The organism is Curtobacterium sp. MCBD17_030, assembly GCF_003224255.1.
GTDB lineage: Bacteria > Actinomycetota > Actinomycetes > Actinomycetales > Microbacteriaceae > Curtobacterium.
Genome location: NZ_QKLI01000001.1, coordinates 1 through 21599, shown reverse-complemented (window position 1 = coordinate 21599; position 21599 = coordinate 1). Strand labels below are relative to the sequence as shown.

At 70.7% G+C, this 21599-nt stretch carries 23 protein-coding genes, 3 tRNA genes, 1 rRNA gene and 2 pseudogenes; 5 read left to right on the top strand and 24 right to left on the bottom strand.

All coding sequences use genetic code 11. The annotated features are described in order from the left end of the window. Positions 1–18 precede the first annotated feature (18 nt). Positions 19–1056: a thiamine-phosphate kinase gene (thiL, locus tag DEI89_RS00135; RefSeq protein ID WP_258368548.1), complete on the bottom strand. Its 1038-nt coding sequence runs from the start codon at positions 1054–1056 to the stop codon at positions 19–21. 24 nt (positions 1057–1080) lie between these two features. On the opposite strand from thiL, the gene DEI89_RS00130 reads away from it, so the two are divergent. Next, entirely contained in the window at positions 1081–1587 is a 507-nt protein-coding gene (locus DEI89_RS00130; RefSeq protein WP_146236648.1) for a DUF3515 family protein, read from the top strand. 84 nt (positions 1588–1671) lie between these two features. On the opposite strand, the gene DEI89_RS00125 is transcribed toward DEI89_RS00130, so the two are convergent. The 6 genes from DEI89_RS00125 to leuC all read right to left on the bottom strand — a co-directional run bounded on the left by DEI89_RS00125 (position 1672) and on the right by leuC (position 8195). Further along, on the bottom strand, positions 1672–2820 hold the full coding sequence (locus DEI89_RS00125; RefSeq protein WP_110902024.1) for a D-alanine--D-alanine ligase family protein: 1149 nt from the start codon (positions 2818–2820) through the stop codon (positions 1672–1674). A 31-nt stretch (positions 2821–2851) separates the two neighbouring features. Continuing rightward, positions 2852–3865, bottom strand: coding sequence for an NAD(P)H-dependent glycerol-3-phosphate dehydrogenase (locus DEI89_RS00120; protein ID WP_110902458.1), 1014 nt, complete (start codon positions 3863–3865; stop codon positions 2852–2854). Between the two features lie 106 nt (positions 3866–3971). Further along, complete coding sequence (locus DEI89_RS00115) at positions 3972–4784, bottom strand: 1-acyl-sn-glycerol-3-phosphate acyltransferase (protein ID WP_110902023.1); 813 nt, start codon at positions 4782–4784, stop codon at positions 3972–3974. Continuing rightward, complete coding sequence (murA, locus tag DEI89_RS00110; RefSeq protein ID WP_110902022.1) at positions 4781–6148, bottom strand: UDP-N-acetylglucosamine 1-carboxyvinyltransferase; 1368 nt, start codon at positions 6146–6148, stop codon at positions 4781–4783. The genes DEI89_RS00115 and murA overlap by 4 nt, the downstream gene beginning before the upstream one ends. After that, positions 6148–6744, bottom strand: coding sequence for a 3-isopropylmalate dehydratase small subunit (leuD, locus tag DEI89_RS00105; protein ID WP_110902021.1), 597 nt, complete (start codon positions 6742–6744; stop codon positions 6148–6150). Before leuD ends, murA begins: the two co-directional genes overlap by 1 nt. Beyond that, a complete protein-coding gene (gene leuC / locus DEI89_RS00100; RefSeq protein WP_110902020.1) occupies positions 6744–8195 on the bottom strand; it encodes a 3-isopropylmalate dehydratase large subunit in 1452 nt (483 codons plus the stop codon). The genes leuD and leuC overlap by 1 nt, the downstream gene beginning before the upstream one ends. A 145-nt stretch (positions 8196–8340) precedes the next feature. On the opposite strand from leuC, the gene DEI89_RS00095 reads away from it, so the two are divergent. Together DEI89_RS00095 and DEI89_RS00090 are read left to right on the top strand one after the other, a co-directional pair. Beyond that, positions 8341–9408, top strand: a complete 1068-nt coding sequence (locus tag DEI89_RS00095) for an FUSC family protein (protein WP_110902019.1) — start codon at positions 8341–8343, stop codon at positions 9406–9408. A 103-nt stretch (positions 9409–9511) separates the two neighbouring features. Further along, positions 9512–9934, top strand: a complete 423-nt coding sequence (locus DEI89_RS00090) for a GNAT family N-acetyltransferase (RefSeq protein ID WP_110902018.1) — start codon at positions 9512–9514, stop codon at positions 9932–9934. 8 nt (positions 9935–9942) lie between these two features. Here DEI89_RS00090 and DEI89_RS00085 read toward each other — a convergent pair whose 3' ends face one another. The 5 genes from DEI89_RS00085 to DEI89_RS00065 all read right to left on the bottom strand — a co-directional run bounded on the left by DEI89_RS00085 (position 9943) and on the right by DEI89_RS00065 (position 11663). Beyond that, positions 9943–10545 (bottom strand): histidine phosphatase family protein, encoded by a 603-nt coding sequence (locus tag DEI89_RS00085; protein WP_110902017.1) that lies wholly within the window; start codon positions 10543–10545, stop codon positions 9943–9945. After that, on the bottom strand, positions 10542–10916 hold the full coding sequence (gene crcB, locus DEI89_RS00080; protein WP_110902016.1) for a fluoride efflux transporter CrcB: 375 nt from the start codon (positions 10914–10916) through the stop codon (positions 10542–10544). The genes DEI89_RS00085 and crcB overlap by 4 nt, the downstream gene beginning before the upstream one ends. Then, positions 10913–11350 carry a CrcB family protein gene (locus DEI89_RS00075; protein ID WP_110902015.1) on the bottom strand — a complete coding sequence of 146 codons (438 nt, stop codon included), beginning with the start codon at positions 11348–11350 and terminating at the stop codon, positions 10913–10915. The genes crcB and DEI89_RS00075 overlap by 4 nt, the downstream gene beginning before the upstream one ends. Before the next feature lie 113 nt (positions 11351–11463). Further along, positions 11464–11539 (bottom strand) — tRNA-Glu (locus DEI89_RS00070). A gap of 48 nt (positions 11540–11587) precedes the next feature. After that, a tRNA-Glu gene (locus DEI89_RS00065) sits at positions 11588–11663 on the bottom strand. Between DEI89_RS00065 and DEI89_RS17990 the strand changes: the two are divergent. Together DEI89_RS17990 and DEI89_RS17985 are read left to right on the top strand one after the other, a co-directional pair. After that, positions 11656–12324: pseudogene (locus DEI89_RS17990) on the top strand (DUF72 domain-containing protein); the annotation flags it as partial. The gene DEI89_RS00065 and the pseudogene DEI89_RS17990 sit on opposite strands and share 8 nt — an antisense overlap. A 25-nt stretch (positions 12325–12349) precedes the next feature. Continuing rightward, on the top strand, positions 12350–12610 hold the full coding sequence (locus DEI89_RS17985) for a DUF72 domain-containing protein (protein ID WP_258368654.1): 261 nt from the start codon (positions 12350–12352) through the stop codon (positions 12608–12610). Here DEI89_RS17985 and DEI89_RS00055 read toward each other — a convergent pair. From DEI89_RS00055 to rrf, 12 genes and pseudogenes are all read right to left on the bottom strand, one after another. After that, positions 12600–13232 carry an MBL fold metallo-hydrolase gene (locus DEI89_RS00055; RefSeq protein WP_110902014.1) on the bottom strand — a complete coding sequence of 211 codons (633 nt, stop codon included), beginning with the start codon at positions 13230–13232 and terminating at the stop codon, positions 12600–12602. The two genes, DEI89_RS17985 and DEI89_RS00055, sit on opposite strands and share 11 nt — an antisense overlap. Before the next feature lie 121 nt (positions 13233–13353). Further along, positions 13354–14205 carry a LacI family DNA-binding transcriptional regulator gene (locus DEI89_RS00050; protein WP_258368653.1) on the bottom strand — a complete coding sequence of 284 codons (852 nt, stop codon included), beginning with the start codon at positions 14203–14205 and terminating at the stop codon, positions 13354–13356. A gap of 27 nt (positions 14206–14232) precedes the next feature. Further along, positions 14233–14364 (bottom strand): annotated as a pseudogene (locus tag DEI89_RS17980) (helix-turn-helix domain-containing protein); the annotation flags it as partial. A gap of 18 nt (positions 14365–14382) precedes the next feature. Further along, the gene (locus DEI89_RS00045; protein WP_258368547.1) at positions 14383–14646 is read right to left on the bottom strand and encodes a hypothetical protein; all 264 of its coding nucleotides are present in this window, start codon (positions 14644–14646) and stop codon (positions 14383–14385) included. A gap of 2 nt (positions 14647–14648) precedes the next feature. Beyond that, positions 14649–15485 carry a carbohydrate ABC transporter permease gene (locus DEI89_RS00040; RefSeq protein WP_258366105.1) on the bottom strand — a complete coding sequence of 279 codons (837 nt, stop codon included), beginning with the start codon at positions 15483–15485 and terminating at the stop codon, positions 14649–14651. A 62-nt stretch (positions 15486–15547) separates the two neighbouring features. Next, the gene (locus DEI89_RS00035; protein WP_110902011.1) at positions 15548–16522 is read right to left on the bottom strand and encodes a carbohydrate ABC transporter permease; all 975 of its coding nucleotides are present in this window, start codon (positions 16520–16522) and stop codon (positions 15548–15550) included. A 156-nt stretch (positions 16523–16678) separates the two neighbouring features. Further along, positions 16679–17962, bottom strand: a complete 1284-nt coding sequence (locus DEI89_RS00030) for an ABC transporter substrate-binding protein (protein ID WP_110902010.1) — start codon at positions 17960–17962, stop codon at positions 16679–16681. Between the two features lie 197 nt (positions 17963–18159). Continuing rightward, on the bottom strand, positions 18160–18450 hold the full coding sequence (locus DEI89_RS00025) for a zinc ribbon domain-containing protein (protein ID WP_110902009.1): 291 nt from the start codon (positions 18448–18450) through the stop codon (positions 18160–18162). A gap of 179 nt (positions 18451–18629) precedes the next feature. Continuing rightward, positions 18630–18701, bottom strand: a tRNA-Gln gene (locus DEI89_RS00020). 43 nt (positions 18702–18744) lie between these two features. Continuing rightward, entirely contained in the window at positions 18745–19668 is a 924-nt protein-coding gene (locus DEI89_RS00015) for an NAD(P)/FAD-dependent oxidoreductase (RefSeq protein WP_258368545.1), read from the bottom strand. 5 nt (positions 19669–19673) lie between these two features. Then, a complete protein-coding gene (gene gltX, locus DEI89_RS00010) occupies positions 19674–21161 on the bottom strand; it encodes a glutamate--tRNA ligase (RefSeq protein WP_110902008.1) in 1488 nt (495 codons plus the stop codon). Between the two features lie 126 nt (positions 21162–21287). Beyond that, positions 21288–21404: ribosomal RNA gene (gene rrf, locus DEI89_RS00005) — 5S ribosomal RNA — on the bottom strand. Positions 21405–21599 lie beyond the last annotated feature (195 nt).

Genomic DNA, 21599 nt, shown 5'->3' with positions numbered 1-21599 from the left:
CAGTCGGGCGCGCGGCCGTCAGCCCGCCGCGCCGTCCCAGTCGGCGTAGGGGTCCCAGCCCGTCGTGGGGACCGGCTCCCCACCGCGCACGAGGTCGACACCGTGGCCCCTGTCACCGCCGTGGTCGTCGTCCGCGACTCGAGCGCGGACGAGTCCGATCCGTCGGAACCCGCCCGGGAGGCCCGCCCCCGCCGGGAAGGTCGCCAACAGTCCGTGGTCCTCACCGCCGCGCAGCGCGACCGGGTCCAGCGCCGGCTCGACGTCGAGTTCCAGCGTCACCCCGCTCGCGCGGGCCAGCCGGCCGGCGTCGATCGCCAGGCCGTCCGAGAGGTCGAGCATCGCGGTCGCACCGGCGGCGGCGGCGAGCGGTCCGTCGGTGATCGGCGGGACCGGACGGCGCTGCCGGGCGACGTCAGGATCAGCGTCCGCACCGTTCGCCCGCACCCGACCGGCGTCCGGCTCACCTGCGTCGTCGACCCCGTCGCGGAACAGACGGGCGAGTCCTCGGGCAGCGGGCCCGAGTTCGCCCGAGACCGCGAGCACGTCGCCGGGGCGGGCGCCCGAGCGGACGACCGGGGCGCGTCCGCCGAGGTCGCCGAACGCGGTCACGGTCAACGAGAACGTCGCCGAGGTCGACAGGTCGCCGCCGACGACACCGATGCCCGGAGCGAGCGTCTCGATCGCGAGCCGGAACCCGTCGGCGATGCCCTCGAGCACCGTCACCGGCGTCTCCTGCGGGGCGGCGATGGCGACGACGAGGCCCGAGGGTGCCGCGCCCATCGCGGCCACGTCGGACAGGTTCGTGGCGGCGGCCTTCCAGCCGACGTCCTCGGGTGAGGACCACGCCCACCGGAAGTCCGGACCGTGCACCATCATGTCCGTCGTCACGACGAACCGACCGTCGGGAGCGGCGACCACCGCGCAGTCGTCCCCGGGGCCGAGCAGCGGCGAACCGGGCGGCAGACGCCGGGTCACGCGGTCGAGCACCGCCAGTTCACCGAGCGCTCCCACCGTCTCCGCCGGGGTGCCGGGGCTGTGCTCGTGCGTCGCGTCCACACGAGAACGGTAGCCTGGACGTCGATGGACACCGCACCCCGCCGCCCCCGGAACGCCCGCCGTCGGCTGGGTAGCGCGTTGGGCGGTGTGGCCCTCGCCGCCGCCGTCGTGGTGGGACTCACCGGCTGCACGAACGCGGTCGCCATGCAGGCCGCGCCCTCCGCGAACGCCGCCGCCTGCGCCGGTGCGCAGGTCCGGCTGCCCGCCACCCTGAACGGGACGCTCCCGCTGCGCAACACCTCCGCGCAGGCGACCGCCGCGTGGGGCTCCCCCGCCGCGGTGCTCTACCACTGCGGCGTGGCCGTGCCGACGGTCTCCGACCTGCCGTGCTTCGCACAGGGCTCGGTCGACTGGATCCGCGACGCCCGGGGGCAGAACGTGGTCTACACGACGTTCGGGCGCTCCCCCGCGGTGCAGGTCGTCATCGACACGAAGCGGGCCACGCCGGATGCCCTGCAGGACCTGGGCGACGCCGTGTCGACGCTGCCGGAGGACGGGCACCGCTGCCTCGACCCGCAGGACGTCGGCTAGGACGCTCAGCACCCTGGCACGGCCGACGTCCCGCCCCGCCGAGATCCCTGTAGCCGACGTCCCGGCAGCCGACGTCCCAGAGCGTCAGCGGACCGCGATGCGTCCCAGCTCGATGAGCTCGGCGACCAGCTCCGGGTAGGCCAGGCCCGACGCCGCCCAGCAGCGCGGGTACATCGAGAACGGCGTGAAGCCCGGCATCGTGTTGACCTCGTTGACCACGAAGCCGTCGTCCGTCAGGAAGCAGTCCACGCGGGCCAGTCCCGCGCCACCGATCGCCTCGAACGCACGGGCGCCGATCGACCGGATCTCGTCGGTCTCGGACTCGCTCAGCGGGGCCGGGCAGAGCAGCTGCTCGTCGCCGCCCAGGTACTTGGCGGTGAAGTCGTAGAAGCCGTCCGCAGCGACGACGATCTCACCCGGCAGGCTCGTGCGCGGGGTGCCGTCACGGCCCTCCAGGACGGCGACCTCGACCTCCCGACCGATCACCCGGGGCTCGACGATGACCTTGCTGTCGTGCTCGAACGCCAGGTCCATCGCGGCCCCGAGCTGTGCGGGGTCGTCGACGCGTGAGACACCCATGCTCGACCCCGCACGGGCGGGCTTCACGAAGAGCGGGAACCCGTGCGCGGCGACCGACTCGGCGACGTCGACGGGGTCCGACTGCCACTGTCGGCGGAGCACGGTCGTCCAGGGCGCGACCCGCAGTCCGGCGTGTTCGAGGACGGCCTTCGCGACGTGCTTGTCCATCGCCAGGGCACTGGCGAGCACGCCGTCGCCGACGTACGGCAGGCCGGCGGTCTCCAGGAGGCCCTGGATCGTGCCGTCCTCACCGAACGGGCCGTGCAGGATCGGGAACACCACGTCGACCGACCCGAGGGACTCCACCGACCCGTCGGGCAGCTCGACGAACAGCTCCCGGGAGTCGCCGGAGACCGGGAAGCGGACGCGGGTGCCGTTGTCCGGCACCGTCGGCAGCTCCTGGCCGAGCAGCGCCCAGTCCGACGGGTCGTCGGGCTGCAGGGTGAACGCGCCGTCCTTGGTGATGCCGATCGGCAGCAGGTCGTACCGGTCGCGGTCGACGACGTCCATGATCCCGCCCGCGGTGACGCAGCTGATCTCGTGCTCGCTCGATCGCCCACCGAACAGCACGGCTACGGTGGTCCGCTCGGCGTCGGTCGACACCGTGGGCACGGCTGCGTCGATCGGTTCGGGTGCGGGCGCGGTGCTGCTCATGGACGCTCCAAGCGGTGGGTACCGGGACCGGTCACTCGCCCTGGGGCTCGTCGGTCTCCGTGAGGTGCGGCGCGATGTTGCGCGGATCGAGCCTACCGGCGAGGACTTCGCCGACCTGCCCGACGATGGGCATGTCGACACCGTTCGCCCGGGCCAGTTCGAGGATCGGCGCGACCGAGGCCAGGCCCTCCGCGGTCTGGTTCATCTGACGGACGACCTCGTCGAAGCGGTACCCCTGCCCGAGCAGCCGGCCCGCGGTGTTGTTCCGCGAGAGCGGCGACTGGCACGTGGCGATGAGGTCACCGAGGCCCGCGAGCCCGGACAGCGTCGACGGCTGCGCGCCGAGGGACACCGCGAACTCGGTCATCTCGGCGAGACCGCGGGTGATGATCGAGGCCTTGGTGTTCTCGCCGTAGCCGACGCCGTCGACGATGCCGATGGCGACCGCGATGAGGTTCTTGAGGACCCCGCCGAACTCGGTGCCGATGACGTCCGTGTTGATGAACGAGCGGAAGTAGGGGTTCGTCGCGACCGCGGCGACGGCGGTCGCGGTGTCCACGCTCGAGGACGAGACCACGGCGGCGGTCGGCTGTCGGCGGGCGATCTCGAGCGCCAGGTTCGGCCCGCTGGCCACGGCGATGCGGTCCTGGTCGATGCCGAGCCCCTCGAGGAGCACCTCGCTCATCCGCAGCCCGCTGGCCTTCTCGACGCCCTTCATCAGGCTGACGACCGGCACGTCGGCCGGCAGGAGCTCCCGGATCGCGGCGAGGTTCGAGCGGAGGGTCTGCGACGGCACCGAGACGTACACCTGCTCGGCGCCGGCGAGCACTGCGGCGAGGGACGTCGAGGCGGTCAGGGTCCGCGGCAGGTTGATGCCGGGCAGGTACTCCGAGTTCCGCTTCGTCTCGGTGATCTCCCGTGCGATCTCGGGTCGCCGGGCCCAGAGGACGGTCTCGGCGCCGCCCTCGGCGAGCACCTTCGCGAACGTGGTGCCCCAGCTGCCCGCGCCGATGACGGCCACGCGTGGTTTGTCCGTCGACTGCATGACGACGCGGATCGCGGCGGTGTCGACGGCGCCACGTGCGGCGACGGAGGGGTCCGGGCGGTCGTCGTGCGGTCGGAGACCGGGGGCGGTCCCCCGGGCGGCTGCGTCACTCAAACTTGCCGGTCTCCTTCTGGCGGTTGGCGCTCGGGTCCCAGCGCTGCTCCGGAGCACGCTCACCACGGAGCTGCTCGACGAGCTTGGTGATCTCGGCCATCAGCGCGTCGGTGACCTGCTGCAGGAGCGCCTGGTCGATCGGCTTGCCGCGGTACGCGGACAGGTCCATCGGCTCGCCGAACAGGATGTCGACGTTCGCCTTCCGGAACAGGTTGAGGCGCTTGGAGTACCGCGGCAGGATCCGCTGCGTGCCCCAGTGGGCCATCGGGATGAGCGGCACGTCGTTCTCGAGCGCGATCCGTGCCGCGCCGGTCTTGCCGCGCATCGGCCACAGGTCCGGGTCACGGGTGAGCGTGCCCTCCGGGTAGACGATGACCGCCCCGCCGTTCCGGACGAGTCCGCCACCGCCCTGCAGTGGGTTGCTGGAGCGGGTCCGCCCGGAGCGTTCGACGGGGATCTGTCCCATGCCGGACATCAGCTTGCCGACGACGGGCACGTCGAAGATCGACGCCTTCGCCAGGAACAGCGGTGGTCGGCGGCTCACCCAGACGGCGGTGCCGACCACCAGCGGGTCGATGTTCGTGTAGTGGTTCGGCGCGAGCACGAACGCCCCGTCCGCCGGCAGGCGGTTCGGGCCGTGCCAGCGGTACGCCGCGACCGCACGGAACAGCGGGATCACGAAGACCGAGGTGATCCGGAACGCGACGTTCAGGTCACCACGCTTCCAGCGCCTCCCGGGGTTCGGGAGGCCCGTGGTGACCTGCTCCACCGCACCGGCGCGGGCGTCGGCCGGCTCGGCGCTCATTCCGCGAAGTCGAAGTCCGCGCCGAGCTTGCGGAGCTTCGGGATGAAGTGCTCGTAGCCACGGCTGATGATGCCGACGTTCGTGATCCGCGACTCACCCTCGGCGGTCAGCGCCGCGATGAGGTGGCTGAAGCCACCGCGGAGGTCGGGGACACGGACGTTCGCACCGTGCAGCTTCGTCGGGCCGGTGATGACCGCGGCCTGCTCGAAGGGACGACGGGCGACACGGCGGTCGTGACCCGGCAGGCCCTCCTTGTGCACGACGATGTCGGCACCCATCTCGTTGAGCGCGTCGGTGAAGCCGAAGCGGTTCTCGTAGACGGTCTCGTGCACGACGCTCTGACCCTCGGCCTGCGTGAGCGCGACGACGAGGGGCTGCTGCCAGTCGGTCATGAAGCCGGGGTGCACGTCGGTCTCGATGACGACGGGCTTGAGGACGTCCAGCTCGCGGTAGAACCGGATGCCGTCCTCCTGGATGTCGAACCCGCCGCCGACCTTCCGGAAGACGTTGAGGAACGTCATGAGCTCCTGCTGCTTGGCACCCTCGACGAAGATGTCGCCGTTGGTGGCCAGCGCGGCGGAGGCCCAGCTCGCGGCCTCGTTGCGGTCGTTGATCGCACGGTGCGTGTACCCGCGGAGCGACTTGACGCCCTCGATGAAGATCGTGCGGCTGGGCTCGACCGTGACGATCGCACCCATCTTCTGCAGGATCGCGATGAGGTCCATGATCTCGGGCTCGATCGCGGCGTTCCGCAGCTCGGTGGTGCCCTCGGCGAGCACGGACGAGAGCAGGACCTGCTCGGTCGCGCCGACGCTCGGGTAGGGCAGCTCGATGTTCGCGCCCTTGAGACCGTTCGGGGCCGTGATGTGGATGCCCGAGACCTGCTTGTCGACGACGGCACCCATGGCACGGAGTGCGTCGAGGTGGAAGTCGATCGGACGGTCGCCGATGCGGCAGCCCCCGAGGTCGGGGATGAACGCCTCGCCCAGCTTGTGCAGCAGCGGGCCGCAGAAGAGGATCGGGATCCGGCTCGACCCGGCGTGCGCGTCGATCTCGGCGAAGTGCGCCGTCTCGACCCGCGACGGGTCGAGGATGAGCTCGCCCCGTGCGGGGTCGGTCACGCGCACACCGTGCACCTCGAGCAGGCCGCGGACGACCTTGACGTCGGAGATGTCCGGGACGTCCTTGAGGATCGACGGGGTGTCACCGAGGAGCGCCGCGACCATGGCCTTGGTCGCGAGGTTCTTCGCACCACGGACCTCGATGCGTCCCACGAGGGGCTTGCCCCCGCGGATGACGATCTCGTCCGACTTGAGACCGACGCGCGCCCCTGCAGCTGCTGCGTCCTGTACGAGAGAGTTCACTACTTCACCGGCAATGTCTTCGGCCGCCAACTGGAGCGGCAGTGTTCGAACTCCGTGATCGAGGTCTCGTCACGGAGGGTGAGCCCGATGTCGTCGAGCCCTTCCATCAACCGCCAACGAGTGTAAGCGTCGATCTCGAAAGCCACGTCCACGTCGCCGATCGACACGCGCTGTGTCGCGAGGTCGACCGTTGCCTCGATCCCCGGCTGGGCTTCGATCGCCGCCCACATCCGCTCGATCTCGGGCTCCGACACCATCGCGGTGACCAGTCCCTGCTTGCCGGCGTTGCCTTTGAAGATGTCCGCGAAACGGGGTGACACGACCACGCGGAAGCCGAAGTCACGGAGGGCCCAGACCGCGTGCTCGCGGGACGAACCGGTGCCGAAGTCCGGTCCGGCGACCAGCACGCGGGCGCCCTGGTACGCGGGCTGGTTGAGCACGAACTCGGGGTCCTGGCGCCAGCCCGAGAACAGGGCGTCCTCGAACCCGGTCTTCGTGACCCGCTTCAGGTACACGGCGGGGATGATCTGGTCGGTGTCGACGTTCGACCGCTTCAGCGGTGCGGCGATCCCGGTGACGGTGCCGATCTTGTCCATCAGTGGTTCCCTCCAGCGGTCGCCGGCACGGCCAGGCGAGCGTCGTCGTCTTCCAGGTCCCACGGGCTCGACAGCGTCCCGCGGACGGCGGTCGCGGCGGCGACCAGCGGCGAGACCAGGTGGGTCCGTCCGCCCTTGCCCTGCCGACCCTCGAAGTTGCGGTTCGAGGTGGAGGCGCAGCGCTCCCCCGGCGCGAGCTGGTCGGGGTTCATGCCGAGACACATCGAGCAGCCGGCGAACCGCCACTCGGCGCCGAAGTCGGTGAACACCTTGTCGAGCCCCTCGGCCTCGGCCTCGAGCCGGACCCGTGCGGAGCCGGGGACGACCATGACGCGGACGCCCGGCGCCTTCTCGCGGCCCTGGATCACGGACGCGAAGGCCCGGAGGTCCTCGATGCGGGAGTTCGTGCAGGAACCCATGAAGACCGCGTCGACCGCGATGTCCTTCATCGGCGTGCCCGCCTGGATGTCCATGTACTCGAGCGCACGGGACGCGGCGGCGCGGTCGTTCGGGTCCGCGTAGTCCGCAGGGTCCGGCACGGACTCGGACAGCGAGACACCCTGACCGGGGTTGGTGCCCCACGTGACGAAGGGCTCGAGCGTGTCGGCGTCGATGAAGACCTCGGCGTCGAACACGGCGTCGTCGTCCGTCGCCAGGGTCTCCCAGTACGCCACGGCGTCGTCCCAGTCGGAGCCGGTCGGCGCGTGGTCGCGGCCCTGCACGTAGTCGTAGGTGGTCTGGTCGGGAGCGACCATGCCGGCGCGGGCACCCGCTTCGATCGACATGTTGCAGATCGTCATCCGGCCCTCCATCGAGAGCGCCCGGATGGCCGAGCCGCGGTACTCGAGCACGTAGCCCTGGCCGCCACCGGTGCCGATCTGCGCGATCACGGCGAGGATGACGTCCTTCGCGGTGACGCCCGGGCGCAGCGTGCCCTCGACCGTGACGGCCATCGTCTTGAAGGGCTTCAGCGGCAGGGTCTGCGTGGCCAGGACGTGCTCGACCTCGCTGGTGCCGATGCCGAACGCCATCGCGCCGAAGGCACCGTGGGTCGAGGTGTGCGAGTCCCCACAGACGACCGTGATGCCGGGCATCGTCAGTCCGAGCTGCGGACCGACGACGTGCACGATGCCCTGCTCCTTGTCGCCGAGCGAGTGCAGGCGGACACCGAACTCCTCGCAGTTGCGGCGGAGGGTCTCGATCTGGGTGCGGCTCGTCGGGTCCGCGATCGGGCGGTCGATGGCGAGCGTCGGGGTGTTGTGGTCCTCGGTCGCGATCGTCAGGTCGAGCCGCCGCACCGGGCGGCCGGCCTGCCGCAGGCCGTCGAACGCCTGCGGGCTCGTGACCTCGTGCACGAGGTGGAGGTCGATGTACAGGAGGTCGGGGTTGCCGTCCTCTCCCTTGACGACGACGTGGTCGTCCCACACCTTCTCGGCGAGCGTCCTGCCCATGCCCGTGCCTCCTCGTTCGCGTTCCGATGCCGCTGTCACGGCACCGTGCAAGCACTCTAGCAGCTTGGTATACCAATCGCAGGCTCCCGCCGGGCGGCCCATCCCTCCTCGACGACACCCGTCGCGGTGAGAGGATGGCCTGGACATGACGACAGCTCCGCACTCGACCCGCACCACCAACCTCGAGGGCGCGGCCCGCGCCGCGATCGCGGGCGGCGTCCCGCTCGCGCTGCTCATCGGACTCGGGCTGCCGCAGTACGCCGCGTTCGCGATGTTCGCCGGCTTCACCGCGATCTTCGGCGCGACCGAGCCCTACCGGCAGCGTGCCGTGACCACCGGGGTCGCCGGCGCCCTGCAGGTCGTGTGCATGGCCGCGGGCATCGCGGTGTCACTCCTCGGAGCGCCGCTGTGGTTGCAGGGCGCGGGGCTCGTCCTGGTGCTCGTCGTCGCGGTCGCCACGCTCAGCGCACTCCGGACCATCCCCGCGCAGCCGATCTTCCCGGTCTTCGCGTTCGTCGTGTCCGCCCTCGTCCCGGTGCGCACGGGCGACCTGCCGCTCGTCGCCACGATCATCCTCGGCTCGGTCGTCTGGGCGTGGCTGGTCGCGATGTCCGGAGCCGCCTTCCGTCGCGTCCTGCACCCGCACGCGCCGCACCGGTTCCGTCCGCTCGCCGCCCGGAAGCACCGGTCCCTCGCGGTCCTCGGCACCTCGGCGCTCTGGGAGACCATCGCGCTCAACGTCCTCGGCGCGCTCGTCGCCGGCGCCGTCGCCGAGGTCCTGCCCGGTCTCGGACACCCCTACTGGGCGGTGATCGCCGTGGTGTCGACGCTGCCCGCGCTCCGGCAGCGCCACACGGTCTCCCGCGCCGTGCAGCGTGTCGTCGGCACCGTCGGCGGCACCGTCGTCGCGGTCGGCATCCTGCTGCTCGAGCCCTCGGCCTGGTGCATCGTCGTGATCGCCGTGGTCGGGCAGTTCATGGCGGAGGTCTTCGTCGCCCGGAACTACGCCGTCTGTCTGCTCTTCCTCACGCCCCTCGCCCTCGCGGTGTCGTGGCTGAGCCTCCCCGAGGCGCCCGGGCTCCTCGCCCTCGACCGGATCGGGCAGACACTGCTGGGGGTCGTCGTCAGCATCGCCCTGCTCCTCGTGGGGCGGGTCGTCGAGCGACGGCGCGGTCGCGCGCTGGGCGCGACCAGCAGCATCCGGACCGTCTGAGGGACGCGCGCGGTGCGGACGAGCCGCAGCGGGCCTCCCGTCCGGATCGCGCGTGCCAGCCGGGAAGCCCGCCCCTGTCGGCCGCGTCCGGCACCCTGGATGCATGGACGAGACCTACACACTGCTCCCGACGGCCCCGCCGCTCGACGACTACCTGCGCCTGCGTCGCGACTCCGGCTTGACGCCCGTCACCGCGGAGCAGGGCGCACCGGCCGTCGTCGGCGCCTGGTCGGCTTGTCACGTCGTCGACGGAGCGGGCACGCCCGTCGCGATGGGACGGGTGATCGGCGACGGCGGGTGGTACTTCCACGTCGTCGACATCGCCACCGACCCGACACACCAGCGCCAGGGGCTCGGTCGAGCCGTGGTGGAGTGGCTCCTGGCCGACATCGGCGACCGCGCGCCCGCAGGGGCGTACGTCTCGCTCATCGGTGACCCGCCCGGACAGCGGCTGTACCGGTCGCTCGGGTTCGACGACGTGGCGCCGAGCCTCGGCATGGCGATGGTGCTCGGCGCCGGGGGCTGAACCGACCCTCAGGACGGCGTGATGTTCCAGGCGTCGATGACCGGTCGACCGTGCTCGTACCCGAGCGTGCTGACCGTGGCCGTGCCGAGCTTCAGCACCGCGCCGTCCTGCGGAGCCAGCCGGATCCACGCGGCGCCGAGTGCACGCAGCACGTGCCCGTGCGCGACGAAGATGGCGTCCTGCCCCTCGGCCAGGACGGGTCGGGCGCGGTTGATCACGCGCTCGACGCGGACGCGTACCTCGGCGGCGTTCTCACCGGGTGTGTCGCCGGCCGGGACCCCGTCGGTCCAGAGGTCCCACGGCCCGTGCCGCTGGACCTTGATCTGCGGCGTCGTCAGCCCCTCGTACGCGCCGTAGTCCCACTCGTACAGGTCCTCGTCGAGTTCCGGGTCGACGCCGACGATGCGGGCGGTCTCGCGGGCGCGGGCGAGCGGACTGGAGAGTGCCAGCGCGAAGTCACGGTCCGCCAGGAACCGACCGGCGCGCTCGGCCTGGGCCACACCGTTCTCCGTCAGCGGGATGTCGGTGCGGCCGGTGTGCTGCCCGCTCTTCGACCACTCCGTCTCTCCGTGGCGGACGAGGACGAGTTCGCCGGGGCGTTCCGAGGTCATGGGTTCCTTCCGAGCTGGAGGCCGAGCGCAGCGGCGCCGACCGAGACGACGAGCATCCCGAGGCCGTTCAGGACGGCGAGCCGGGTCTTGCCGGATCGGAGGAGCTGCACGGTCTCGACGCTCGCCGTCGAGAACGTCGTGTACCCACCCATCATGCCCGTCCCCACCACAGCGACCATCGGGGCAGCGATCGCACCGGACTCCCCGAGGCCCGTCACGAACCCGAGGACGAGTGATCCGGTGACGTTGATCAGCAGCGTGCCGATGGGGAAACGCGTCACCCGGGCCTTGAGGAACCCGTCGAGGACGAACCGGAGCGCTGCGCCGACACCGCCGCCGACCGCGACGAGCAGGAGGGTGAGGGCGGTCATCGCGCTGCTCGCTTCGTGAGCGCGCCCGCGACCGCGAGCCCGGCGACCACCGCCGCGAGCCCGAGCACGACCGACAGCAGCGCGTACCCGCTGCCGGCAGCCCAGCGTCCGACGTCGAGCAGCCGTGCGGTGTCGTCGGCCAGCGTGCTGTACGTCGTGAACCCGCCGAGCACACCGGTGCCGACGAACAGCCGCAGTGCCCGACGTCGTCCGACGTCCGGCCCCCGGCGGGCGAGGGCGTCGAGCAGCAGGCCGAGGCAGAACGCGCCGACGACGTTGATCGCGAGGACCGTCCAGCTGATGCCGTCGACGGCCGGCAGCGCCTGGGCGAGCACGGCCCGGACCGCGGTGCCGATCGCGCCGCCGAGCGCCACGAGGGCGATGAGGGACCAGCGGGTGTGTGGCGGACGGACGGACGGAGGTCGTTCGGTCATCCGTCGCTCTCCTGTTCCACGTCACGCTGCACCCCGGCCGCGGCGGTCCTGCCCCGCGAGACTCCGAGGGAACGACGAAGGCCCCCACCCGGTCGGGTGAGGGCCTTCGAGCGTGGTGACCCCAGCGGGATTCGAACCCGCGTTACCGCCGTGAGAGGGCAGCGTACTAGGCCGCTATACGATGGGGCCGCGGCGATGTCCCGGATCGGGACGCGTGTCGGTTCGGCTTGTCACTCGTGGTGACCCCAGCGGGATTCGAACCCGCGTTACCGCCGTGAGAGGGCGGCGTACTAGGCCACTGTACGATGGGGCCGTTCCGACAACTCGACAAGTATGGCACAGGGTGTGAGCGAGCGCCAAAACGCCCGGGTCCGCGCCGGTGTGTCGCCATGCCGACCAGGGCACACGGAGGGTCGGCATACGGTGGGTCGATGACGGTGCGCATCGGCCTGTCCGGCTGGCAGTACGACTCGTGGCGTGGCGACTTCTACCCCGCCGCGCTCGCCAAGCGGCGCTGGCTCGAGCACGTCGGCACGCACTTCCCGACGGTCGAGGTCAACGGCTCCTTCTACTCGCTGCAGCGTCCGTCGCGGTACCGGGCCTGGCGTGCAGCGGTCTCCGAGGACTTCCGCTTCGCGCTGAAGGGCGGCAGGTACCTGACGCACATGCTCCGGCTGCGGAACGTCGACACGGCGCTGGCGAACTTCTTCGCCTCCGGGCCGCTGGAGCTCGGTCCGACCCTCGGTCCGGTGCTCTGGCAACTTCCCGAGCACGTCGTCCCGACGCCTGACGTGCTCGACGCTTTCCTCGCCCTGCTGCCCGCCACCCACGGCGAGGCCGCCGCCCTCGCCGCCGGGCACGACGCGAAGGTCGTCGAGCCGTCGACCACGGCGGAGGACCCGGCACTGCCGGTCCACCACGTGCTGGAGGTCCGCTCCCCCGACGCCACCACCCCAGACCACCTCGCCGTCCTCCGCACACACCGCACCGCGCTCGTCGATTCGCACGCGGGCGACTTCCCCCGCCTGGTCCACGACACCGACGCGCCGCTCCGCGTACCTCCGGCTCCACGGCGCGCCGCACACGTACCACGACGGCTACGGCCGGGAGGCCCTGCTCACCTGGGCGGACACGGTCCGGCACCACGTCACCGCCGGACGCGACGTCTGGGTCTACTTCGACAACGACGCGGAACGCCACGCCCCGTGGGACGCACTCGAGCTCGGCGGACTGCTCGGGCTACCGACCCTCAGACGGTGAACGACTCCCCCGGTGCGAGCACGACGACCTCGCCCGCGGGCTCGACGACCTGCCGGATCCGGTCCGTGTGCCCCGCGAACCCGATGTCGGACAGCGTGGCCTCGTGGATCGGGATCGCCCGTCGTGGGGCGACGGCGAGCAGGTGGTCCATCAGCTCACCGATCTTCAGCCAGGGCGCCCCGACCGGTGCCGCGAACACCTCCACGGGTGCTCCGGGGTCGATGTAGGCGTCACCCGGGTGGAACAGCGTGCTGTTGACGAACACCCCGGTGTTGTCGACAACCGGCACGGACGAGTGGATCAGCTGGTGCCGCGTGCCGTGGAACGACAGGGTGAAGGCCCCGACGGTCCGGGTGTCACCATCCGTCACGACGTCCACCTCGACGGCCGCCGCCAGCGCCGACGCGACCCCGGCCGGGCCGAACACCGGGATGCCCGGGTTCCGGTCCAGGATCCGGTCGAGCTGCTCGGCCGTGCCGTGGTCCGGGTGCTCGTGGGTCACGACGACGGCGACGACACCGCTCACCTCGACCGGGCGCGTGTAGGCGCCGGGGTCGATGACCAGGCGGTCGCCGTCCTGCTCGACGACGAGACAGGCGTGCTCGAGCTTCGTGACCAGCATTCGACCGAGGCTACGCCGGCCACCCCGACGCCGACCAGCCGAAGCCGACCCCCGGATGCCGGTCACGGGACGCCCGCCACCGGTTGCTCGATGCGGGACGCTCGCCCGCCGGGCGACCCGGTCACCGGCACGGCCGCGTGGTCGTCTGCCGCACCACCAGCCGCACGGCGGACGGCGCGAGGGGCCCCGGGGACGCACCCTGGGCCTCCAGGACGACCGCCCGTGCGGCCACGCGACCCTGCGCCTCCGGGTCCTGCGCGACCGTCGTGAGGCCGAGGACCTCGCCGTACTCGTGCCCGTCGACGCCGGTGACGGACACGTCCCGCGGCACGTCGAGCCCGAGCCGGTGTGCGGCGACCACGACGCCGAGCGCCATCTCGTCCGAGGCGCAGACCACCGCGGTCGGCCGGTCCGGGGCCGCGACGTCGAGCAGCGCGGTCCCCGCCGCGACCCCGCCGGCGAACGAGAACCGACCGTCGGCGTACCAGTCGCGACGGACCGCGGCACCAGCGCGCGCCATGGCCTCGGTGAACCCGTCCCGGCGTCGGTGGGGCACGGCGACGCTGAGGCCGGCCTCGTCCTGCCCGCCGACGTAGGCGACCTCGCGGTGTCCCAGTCCGGTGAGGTGGACGACCGCCAGGGCAGCCACCTCGTGGTCGTCGACACCGACGTTCCGTAGGTCGTGCGCCGGCCCGCCGATCACGATCGTCGGCAGCTCGCTGACCTGCAGCTCGCGACGTTCGGTCTCGTCGAGGACCAGCGACATCAGCACCAGCGCATCGACGCGCTGTCGCAGCATCGCGCGCCGGAACGCCCGATGCCGATCACCCCCCGGTCCGCCGAGGTTGTAGAGGACGAGGTCGTAGCCGGCGGCTCGGAGTTCAGCGTCGACGCCGCCCAGGGCCTTGGCCGTGAACCAGCGGTCGATCACTGGCAGGACGACACCGACTGCGCGCTGGCGACCGGTGGCCAGGCCCGCCGCCGCCGAGCTCGGGACGTACCCGAGCTCGTCGGCGACCCGGCGGACCTGGTCGATCGTCGTCCCTGCCACCGTCGGCAGACCGCGGAGCGCTCGCGAGACCGTCGCCTTCGACAGCCCGGTCGCCTGCGCGATCTCCTGGATCCCCACGGGATCGTCCCGGGAGGCCCGTCAGCGCCCGGCCGCGCGCGTCGCGACCGCCGGCTGGTCCGGCTGGGCAGCGGTGTCGGTCCGCCGGAGCACCCGTCGTCGCCACCGGTCCAGGAAGACGATGGCCACGACGGTCCCGAGCAGCGTGAGGGCCCACCCGAGCGCGGGCCGCCCGGTGAGCTCGCAGAAGACGGTGACGCCGAAGAACAGCAGCCCGAAGCACCCGACGAACCCGATGGCCTCCTCGATCCGTGACGTGGGCCGGAGCGGTGCGCGCTGTGCCACGGTCAGCCCTTCACGCCACCGGCGGTGAGACCGGCCACGATGCGTCGCTGGAACACGAGCACCAGGATGACGAGCGGGATCGTGACGATCGTGCCCGCCGCCATCACCGCGGTGTACGGCTCCTGGTGCGGCTGCGACCCGGCGAAGGACGCGATCGCGACCGTGACCGGCTGGGTGGCGTCGCTCGAGAGCTGGGACGAGATGAGGTACTCGTTCCAGGACGAGATGAACGCCAGGATCGCGGTCGTGAACACGGCCGGTGCGGCCAGCGGCAGGATGATCCGTCGGAACGCCTGGACGCGGGTGCAACCGTCGATGCGGGCGGCCTCCTCGAGGTCCCACGGCATCTCCCGGAAGAACGACGCCAGCGTGTAGACCGTCAGTGGCAGCACGAACGAGATGCTCGGCAGGATCAGCGCCTGGTAGCTGCCCATCCACCCGATGTCGGTGAACAGCTGGAACAGCGGCGAGATCAGCGCGACGCCCGGGAACATCGACGCGGCGAGGATCGCGCCGGCGATCAGGGACTTGCCGCGGAACTCGAGCCGGGCCAGCGCGTAGGCGGCGGTCGTGCCGACGAGCAGGGCGATGATCGTGACGACGGCACCGATGAACACACTGTTGAGCAGCGCGCGTCCGAGGTGGTTGCCGAGCGCCGTCGAGAACGCCGTCGCGTAGTTGTCGAGCGTCACATGGGTGAAGAACGGCGTCGGGTCGAACGTGTAGCCGACGTCGCGGAAGGACGTGACGATCATCCAGTAGAACGGCAGGAGGCACCACAAGGCGATGACGGCGGCCTGGATGCCGGTGCGGAGCTTCGGCCCCGCGTGGCGCTTCACCCGGACATCGCCGCGTGCGCCAGCACGTTCGGCGGGAATGTGGAGACGGTCTGCTGCGAGGGTCACTTGAGCTCGCCCTTCTGCTGTGCTGCCTGGGTCTGCACGACGTTCGCGCCGAGGAACCGGACGAAGATGAACGCGACGACGAAGATGACCACGAACGTGATGGTGGACAGTGCCGAGGCGGAGTTGAAGCCCTGCCGGATCTGGTCGACGACCAGCACGGACAGCGAGACGGTGGCGTTCCCGGAACCACCACCACCACCGGTCATGATCGCGATGAGGTCGTAGATCCGGAGGGCGTCGAGCACGCGGAACAGGATCGCGACCATCAGCGCCGGCTTCACGAGCGGCAGGGTGATGTTGACGAACCGCTGCATGGTCGAGGCGCCGTCCATCTTCCCGGCCTCGTAGACCTCGTCCGGGATCAGCTGCAACCCGGCGAGGATGAGCAGCGCCATGAACGGCGTGGTCTTCCAGGTGTCGGCGATGATGATGGCGAAGCGGGAGGCCCACTCGTCGGAGAACCAGAGGACCTGGTGGCCGATGACGTGGTTGAGCACACCGTTCGCGTCGAAGATGAAGTACCAGAGCTTCGCGGTGACGGCGGTCGGGATGGCCCACGGGATGAGGATCGCGGCACGGACGAGGGCGCGGCCCTTGAAGTCGCGGTTCATGATGATGGCCATCCAGAGCCCGATGACGGTCTCGAGCGCCACGGTCACGACCGTGAAGAAGAACGTGTTGCCGAACGCCGTCCAGAACTGGGAGCCGAGGTTGCCGGGCGGGCAGGCGGCGGTGCCGCACTGCTGTCCGAGCCAGTGCACGTAGTTCGTGACGCCGGCGAAGCCGCCCTCGACGAACAGGCCGGTGGCCTTGTCCAGTCCCTGGTCGAGTTGGAACGACTGGATGACCGCACTGACGACCGGGTAGCCGATGACGATCGCCAGGAGCACGAGCGTGGGGCCGATGAGGTACACGGCCCACCGACCGTGGTCGGCGTTGAGCCCGCCCTTGCGCCGCTTCGGCGGCTCCATCCCCTGGGGTTCGGGGATCGCTGCGGGGATCTCGGTTGCTGCTGACACGTCACGGCCTCCTTGCCGGTGTCGGGAACGCACAGAGGGAGGACGGGAGGACCGTGGTCGCGTGACCACGACCCTCCCGTCAGCGGGCGGCCTGAGCCGCCCTCGGTGTCAGTTGCCGCCGTCGGTCGCCGACGTGAGGGCCGCCTGCATGTCCTGCATGGCGGCGTCGACGGACTTGGACCCCTTGAGCGCGGCGTAGGTGTTGTCCTGGATCGCCTTGGTCACGGCCGGGTAGAACGGCGTCACCGGACGCGGCTCCGCGGACTTGATCGACTCGAGGAGCGTCGGGAGGTACGGCAGCTTCGCCGTGAGCTCCTCGTCCGTGTACAGGTCACCGACGACCGGGGCGAGCGAGCCCTGGGTCGCGAAGAACTTCTGCGTGTCGTTGGAGATGAGGAACTCGAGGAAGTCGTGCGCGGTGGCCTTGTGCTTCGAGTAGACGCTGATCGCGGCGTTGTGACCACCGAGGGTCGAGGCGCCGACGCCGTCGGCCCCCGGGATCGGGGCGATGCCGAAGGTGTCCTTCACCTTGCTGGAGCCGTCGGTCTTCGCGAGGCTGTACACGTACGGCCAGTTGCGCAGGAACAGGAGCTTGCCGTCCTCGAACGCCTGACGGCCCTGCTCCTCCTGGTAGGTGATCGCTTCCTTCGGGATGTTGCCGTTCTCGAAGGCGTCGACGAGCTTCTGCAGGCCGGCCTTCGCGTCGGAGGTGTCGACGTCCGGCTTGCCGCTGCCGTTGAGGACCGCGCCGCCCGCGCCGTTGATCGCCTCGGAGGCGTTGACGGTCAGCCCCTCGTACTTCGCGAACTGCCCCGCGTAGCAGCCGATGCCGGCGTCCTTCGCGATCGAGCAGTCCTGCATCATCTCGTCCCACGTCGTCGGCGGGGTCTTCACGAGGTCCTTGCGGTAGTACAGCAGGGCGCCGTCGGAGGTCTGTGGTGCCGCGTAGAGCGTGTCGTTGTACGTCGCGGTCTTGACCGTCGACGGCAGGAGCTTCGACGTGTCGATCGCCATGTCGCCGGTGAGCGGCGTGAGCCAGCTCTTCGCGGCGAACTCGGCGGTCCACACCACGTCGACGTCGACCACGTCGTAGTTGTCGTCCTTCGCCTGGAAGTGCTGCACCAGGTCGTCGTGCTGCTGGTCTGCCTGGTCGGACTGCTCCTTGAAGGTGACCTTCTCGTCCGGGTGGGCCTTGTTCCACTTGGCGATCAGCGGGCGGACGACGTTCGAGTTGTCCTTGCCCTGCACGTAGGTGATCGGCCCGCGGCTGTCCTGGCCGCCCTTCGCGTCGTCCGAGGCCGAACTCCCGCTCGAGCAGCTCGCGAGCAGCAGGCCGACGACCGCGATCCCTGCGATCGAGGCCACGCGGCCCTTCGCACGTGTGTTCTTCACAGCGTTGTCTCCTCATCGAGATCACCAGGAGCGTCGCCGGACCGTGCCCGGCGACGCTGCACTGGAGCAGGCGACGCTGCCTGCTGAGCGAGGACGCTACGCCCCGGACGGGGGTCGTGCAACCGGTTGCACCAGCACCGTGACCGGAGCGTTACACAGCCGTCGAAGTGCTCCAGCCACCTGCGGCTGCCGGCGCATCAGGCGCCTGTCGGCGGCAGGGTCTCCTGCGCCAGGTGCGCCTGCTGGGCACGCTCGCTGTCGGCGATGAAGCGCTCGGCACCCTCACGGGGCATCGAGGACTGGCCGCCGCAGTACGCGCACTGCAGCACGTACCGTCCGTGCCCGAACGGGAACACCGGCACGAAGAACAGCGTGAACCAGGTCCGCAGTCGGTGCAGGCGCTGCGCTGCGGTCGACCCGCAGAGGGTGCAGGCGAAGAACAGCACCCCGGCGAGGGCGGAACGTGTGCGGCTGCCGAAGATGATCATGGGGCCCCCTGCTCGTGGCGCGCCCGAACGGTGTCCGGGCGTGGCGGCGCGGTGTCCACCCTCGTCCGACGACGATAGCCCACAGTCGGGGAGCCGGAGCCGGTGCGCGCGACCCCGAGCGGGCCGCCCCGAGACGACGAAAGCCCCCGGTCTCCCGGGGGCTTTCGTGTGTCCAACTGCTGGGGTACCTGGACTCGAACCAAGAACGACGGTACCAGAAACCGCTGTGTTGCCAATTACACCATACCCCAAAGGCCTTGCAGCCCTGCGCCCCGTTGTCCGGGGCACGATCAACTACTGTACAGCATCCCGGAGGTCTCCGAGACCACCGACCAGGTCACGGTGCACGGCCGCCGCGGTCGACGCACCGTGTCCGGCCGCGACGATGAGCTGCTCGGGCCCCGGCGGGGTGACGTCCCCGACCGCGTACAGTCCGGGGAGGTTCGACCGACCGAGCCGGTCCACCCGCACGAAGCCCAGCTCGTCGCGGTCGAGGTCCGCGTCGACCCAGTCCAGGTCCGCGTGCCACTCCGGCCGGACGAAGGCACCCGAACGCGGTACCACGTCCCCGTCCGCCAGCCGCACCCCGGTCATGCCGCTCCGGTCCCCCACCAGGTCCGCCACCGGACGCTCGTCGATGCCGATGCCGGCCGCGGCCAGGCGTGCCCGGCCGGTCTCGGACAGCGGAGCCACCCCGTTCGTGAAGACGACGAGGTCGTCGGTCCACGACCCGACGAGCAGAGCGCGGTCGACGACGTCCTCGGTCTCACCGATGAACGCCAGCGGCGCTCCGGCCTTGTCGTACCCGTCGCACTCCACGCAGCTGTGGACATCGGTGCCGTAGAACGCCCGGAGCGACGGCAGCGCGGGGAACGACTCACGGAGGCCCGTGGCGATCACCACGGCGCGGGCGGTGGCCGCCACCTCGGCGCCACGCCAGGTGCCGTGCACGTTCCAGGCGCCGTCGGTTTGCCAGACCCGGTCGACGACGGCCTGCGTGACCGTCGCCTCCGGGTACCCGGCGACCTCGTCCCGCCCGAGCTTCCGCAGCTCGAGGGGCGAGATGCCGTCCCGCGTGATGAACCCGTGCGACCGGAGGGTCGCGGCGTTCCGCGGGCGGTTCGCGTCGAGGAGCAGCACCGTGCGTCTCGCGCGCACCAGGTTCAGCGCAGCGCTGAGCCCCGCGGGACCCGCGCCGATGACGACGACGTCGACCACGGACGTCAGCGTGCCGCGAGGGAACGGAGCCGCGCGAGCGTGGACTGCTTGCCGAGGATCTCCATCGACTCGAAGAGCGGCGGGCTGATCCGACGACCGGACACCGCCACGCGCAGCGGACCGAACGCCACCCGGGGCTTCAGCTCGAGGCCGTCGATGAGCGCCGTCCGGAGCGACTGCTCGATGGCGGCCGTCGACCAGTCGTCGAGCTGCTCGAGAGCGGTGATGCCGGCCTGGAGGACCGGGGCCGGGTCGCCCTTGAGGGATCCGAGGGCGTCGTCCTCGACCACCAGGTCGTCGTCGGAGGTGAACAGGAAGCCGAGCATCGCGGGTGCCTCGCTGAGCAGCTGCATGCGCTCCTGGACCAGCGGGGCCGCGAGCTCGAGCACGCGCTCCTGCTCGGCCGTAGCCGGCTCGTCGAGGAACTCCGTGAGGTAGGGCTGGAGCCGGCCGCGGAAGTCGGCGGGATCGAGCAGGCGGATGTGGTCGCCGTTGATCGACTCGGCCTTCTTGTGGTCGAAGCGCGCCGGGTTCGGGTTCACGTCCGTGACCTCGAACGCCGCGATCATCTCGGCGATCGAGAAGACGTCGCGGTCGGGGCCGATCGACCACCCGAGCAGCGCCAGGTAGTTCACGAGTCCTTCGGGCACCATGCCGTTCGACCGGTGGTGGAACAGGTTCGACTCGGGATCCCGCTTCGAGAGCTTCTTGTTGCCCTCCCCCATCACGTACGGCAGGTGGCCGAACTGCGGGATGAACCGAGCGAGACCGATCTCGTGGAGCGCCTCGTACAGCGCGATCTGCCGCGGCGTCGACGACAGCAGGTCCTCGCCACGGAGGACGTGGGTGATCCCCATCAGAGCGTCGTCGAGGGGGTTCGTGAACGTGTAGAGCGGCTTGCCGTTCGGACGCACCACGACGAAGTCCGGGAAGGACCCCTGTGGGAAGGTGATGTCACCGCGGACCAGGTCCTGGAAGCTGAGATCGCGGTCCGGTACGCGCAGGCGCAGCGCCGGCGCGCGGCCCTCGTCCCGGAACGCCTGGCGCTGGGCGTCCGTGAGGTCGCGCTCGTGGTTGTCGTAGCCCTGCTTCGGGTCACGACCGTTCGCGAGGTTGCGGGCTTCCATCTCCTCCGGAGTGACGTACGACTCGTAGACGTGCCCCGCTGCGGTGAGCTGCGCGATGCCGTCCGCGTAGATGTCGGCCCGCTCGGACTGACGGTACGGGCCGTGGGGTCCGCCGACCTCGACGCCCTCGTCCCAGTCCAGCTGCAGCCAGCGCAGTGCCTCGATGATCTGCGCGTAGGACTCCTCGCTGTCCCGGGCGGCGTCGGTGTCCTCGATGCGGAACACGAGCTTGCCACCCGTGTGGCGGGCGTAGGCCCAGTTGAACAGGGCGGTGCGGACCAGGCCGACGTGCGGCGTCCCGGTGGGCGACGGGCAGAACCGGACGCGGACGTCGGAACCGGTGGCAGAAGAGAATGGCGCTGTCATGACGCCCTGATCCTACCGCGACCGCCCGCCCGACTGGCGGGCGGCAATGGACAGCAGGGTGGAATGCAGAAAACCCCTGACATGGGGAGCGGATGCTCCCCGTGTCAGGGGTTTTCATGAAAAGAAGTCCGGCGGCGTCCTACTCTCCCACAAGGTCCCCCTTGCAGTACCATCGGCGCTGAGAGGCTTAGCTTCCGGGTTCGGAATGTGACCGGGCGTTTCCCTCTCGCTATGACCACCGGAACACCATCGACCCGATCAATTCCGGATCAAACAGGTTCCAGCCATCCCCCACCAACGGGTTGGTGCCTGCAACCCGAAAACGGATTATCGACACCCCACACCGGTGGGGTAGCTGAACTATTCAGTTTGATTCCCGATCGTCTGTCGGGAACCACAAAGTGGACGCGAGCCCCGACCCCCGAAAGGGCCAGGAAA

Bases quoted from the DNA above. Each gene is read 5' to 3' on its own strand.
- leuC (WP_110902020.1), bottom strand. From the start codon at position 8,195: ATGGGCAGGACGCTCGCCGAGAAGGTGTGGGACGACCACGTCGTCGTC.
- DEI89_RS00095 (WP_110902019.1), top strand. From the start codon at position 8,341: ATGACGACAGCTCCGCACTCGACCCGCACCACCAACCTCGAGGGCGCG.
- DEI89_RS00075 (WP_110902015.1), bottom strand. From the start codon at position 11,350: ATGACCGAACGACCTCCGTCCGTCCGTCCGCCACACACCCGCTGGTCC.
- DEI89_RS00055 (WP_110902014.1), bottom strand. From the start codon at position 13,232: ATGCTGGTCACGAAGCTCGAGCACGCCTGTCTCGTCGTCGAGCAGGAC.
- DEI89_RS00035 (WP_110902011.1), bottom strand. From the start codon at position 16,522: ATGGAGCCGCCGAAGCGGCGCAAGGGCGGGCTCAACGCCGACCACGGT.
- DEI89_RS00090 (WP_110902018.1), top strand. From the start codon at position 9,512: ATGGACGAGACCTACACACTGCTCCCGACGGCCCCGCCGCTCGACGAC.
- leuD (WP_110902021.1), bottom strand. From the start codon at position 6,744: ATGGACAAGATCGGCACCGTCACCGGGATCGCCGCACCGCTGAAGCGG.
- crcB (WP_110902016.1), bottom strand. From the start codon at position 10,916: ATGACCGCCCTCACCCTCCTGCTCGTCGCGGTCGGCGGCGGTGTCGGC.
- DEI89_RS00025 (WP_110902009.1), bottom strand. From the start codon at position 18,450: ATGATCATCTTCGGCAGCCGCACACGTTCCGCCCTCGCCGGGGTGCTG.
- DEI89_RS00130 (WP_146236648.1), top strand. From the start codon at position 1,081: ATGGACACCGCACCCCGCCGCCCCCGGAACGCCCGCCGTCGGCTGGGT.
- DEI89_RS00125 (WP_110902024.1), bottom strand. From the start codon at position 2,820: ATGAGCAGCACCGCGCCCGCACCCGAACCGATCGACGCAGCCGTGCCC.
- DEI89_RS00085 (WP_110902017.1), bottom strand. From the start codon at position 10,545: ATGACCTCGGAACGCCCCGGCGAACTCGTCCTCGTCCGCCACGGAGAG.
- gltX (WP_110902008.1), bottom strand. From the start codon at position 21,161: ATGACAGCGCCATTCTCTTCTGCCACCGGTTCCGACGTCCGCGTCCGG.
- DEI89_RS00115 (WP_110902023.1), bottom strand. From the start codon at position 4,784: ATGAGCGCCGAGCCGGCCGACGCCCGCGCCGGTGCGGTGGAGCAGGTC.
- DEI89_RS00120 (WP_110902458.1), bottom strand. From the start codon at position 3,865: ATGCAGTCGACGGACAAACCACGCGTGGCCGTCATCGGCGCGGGCAGC.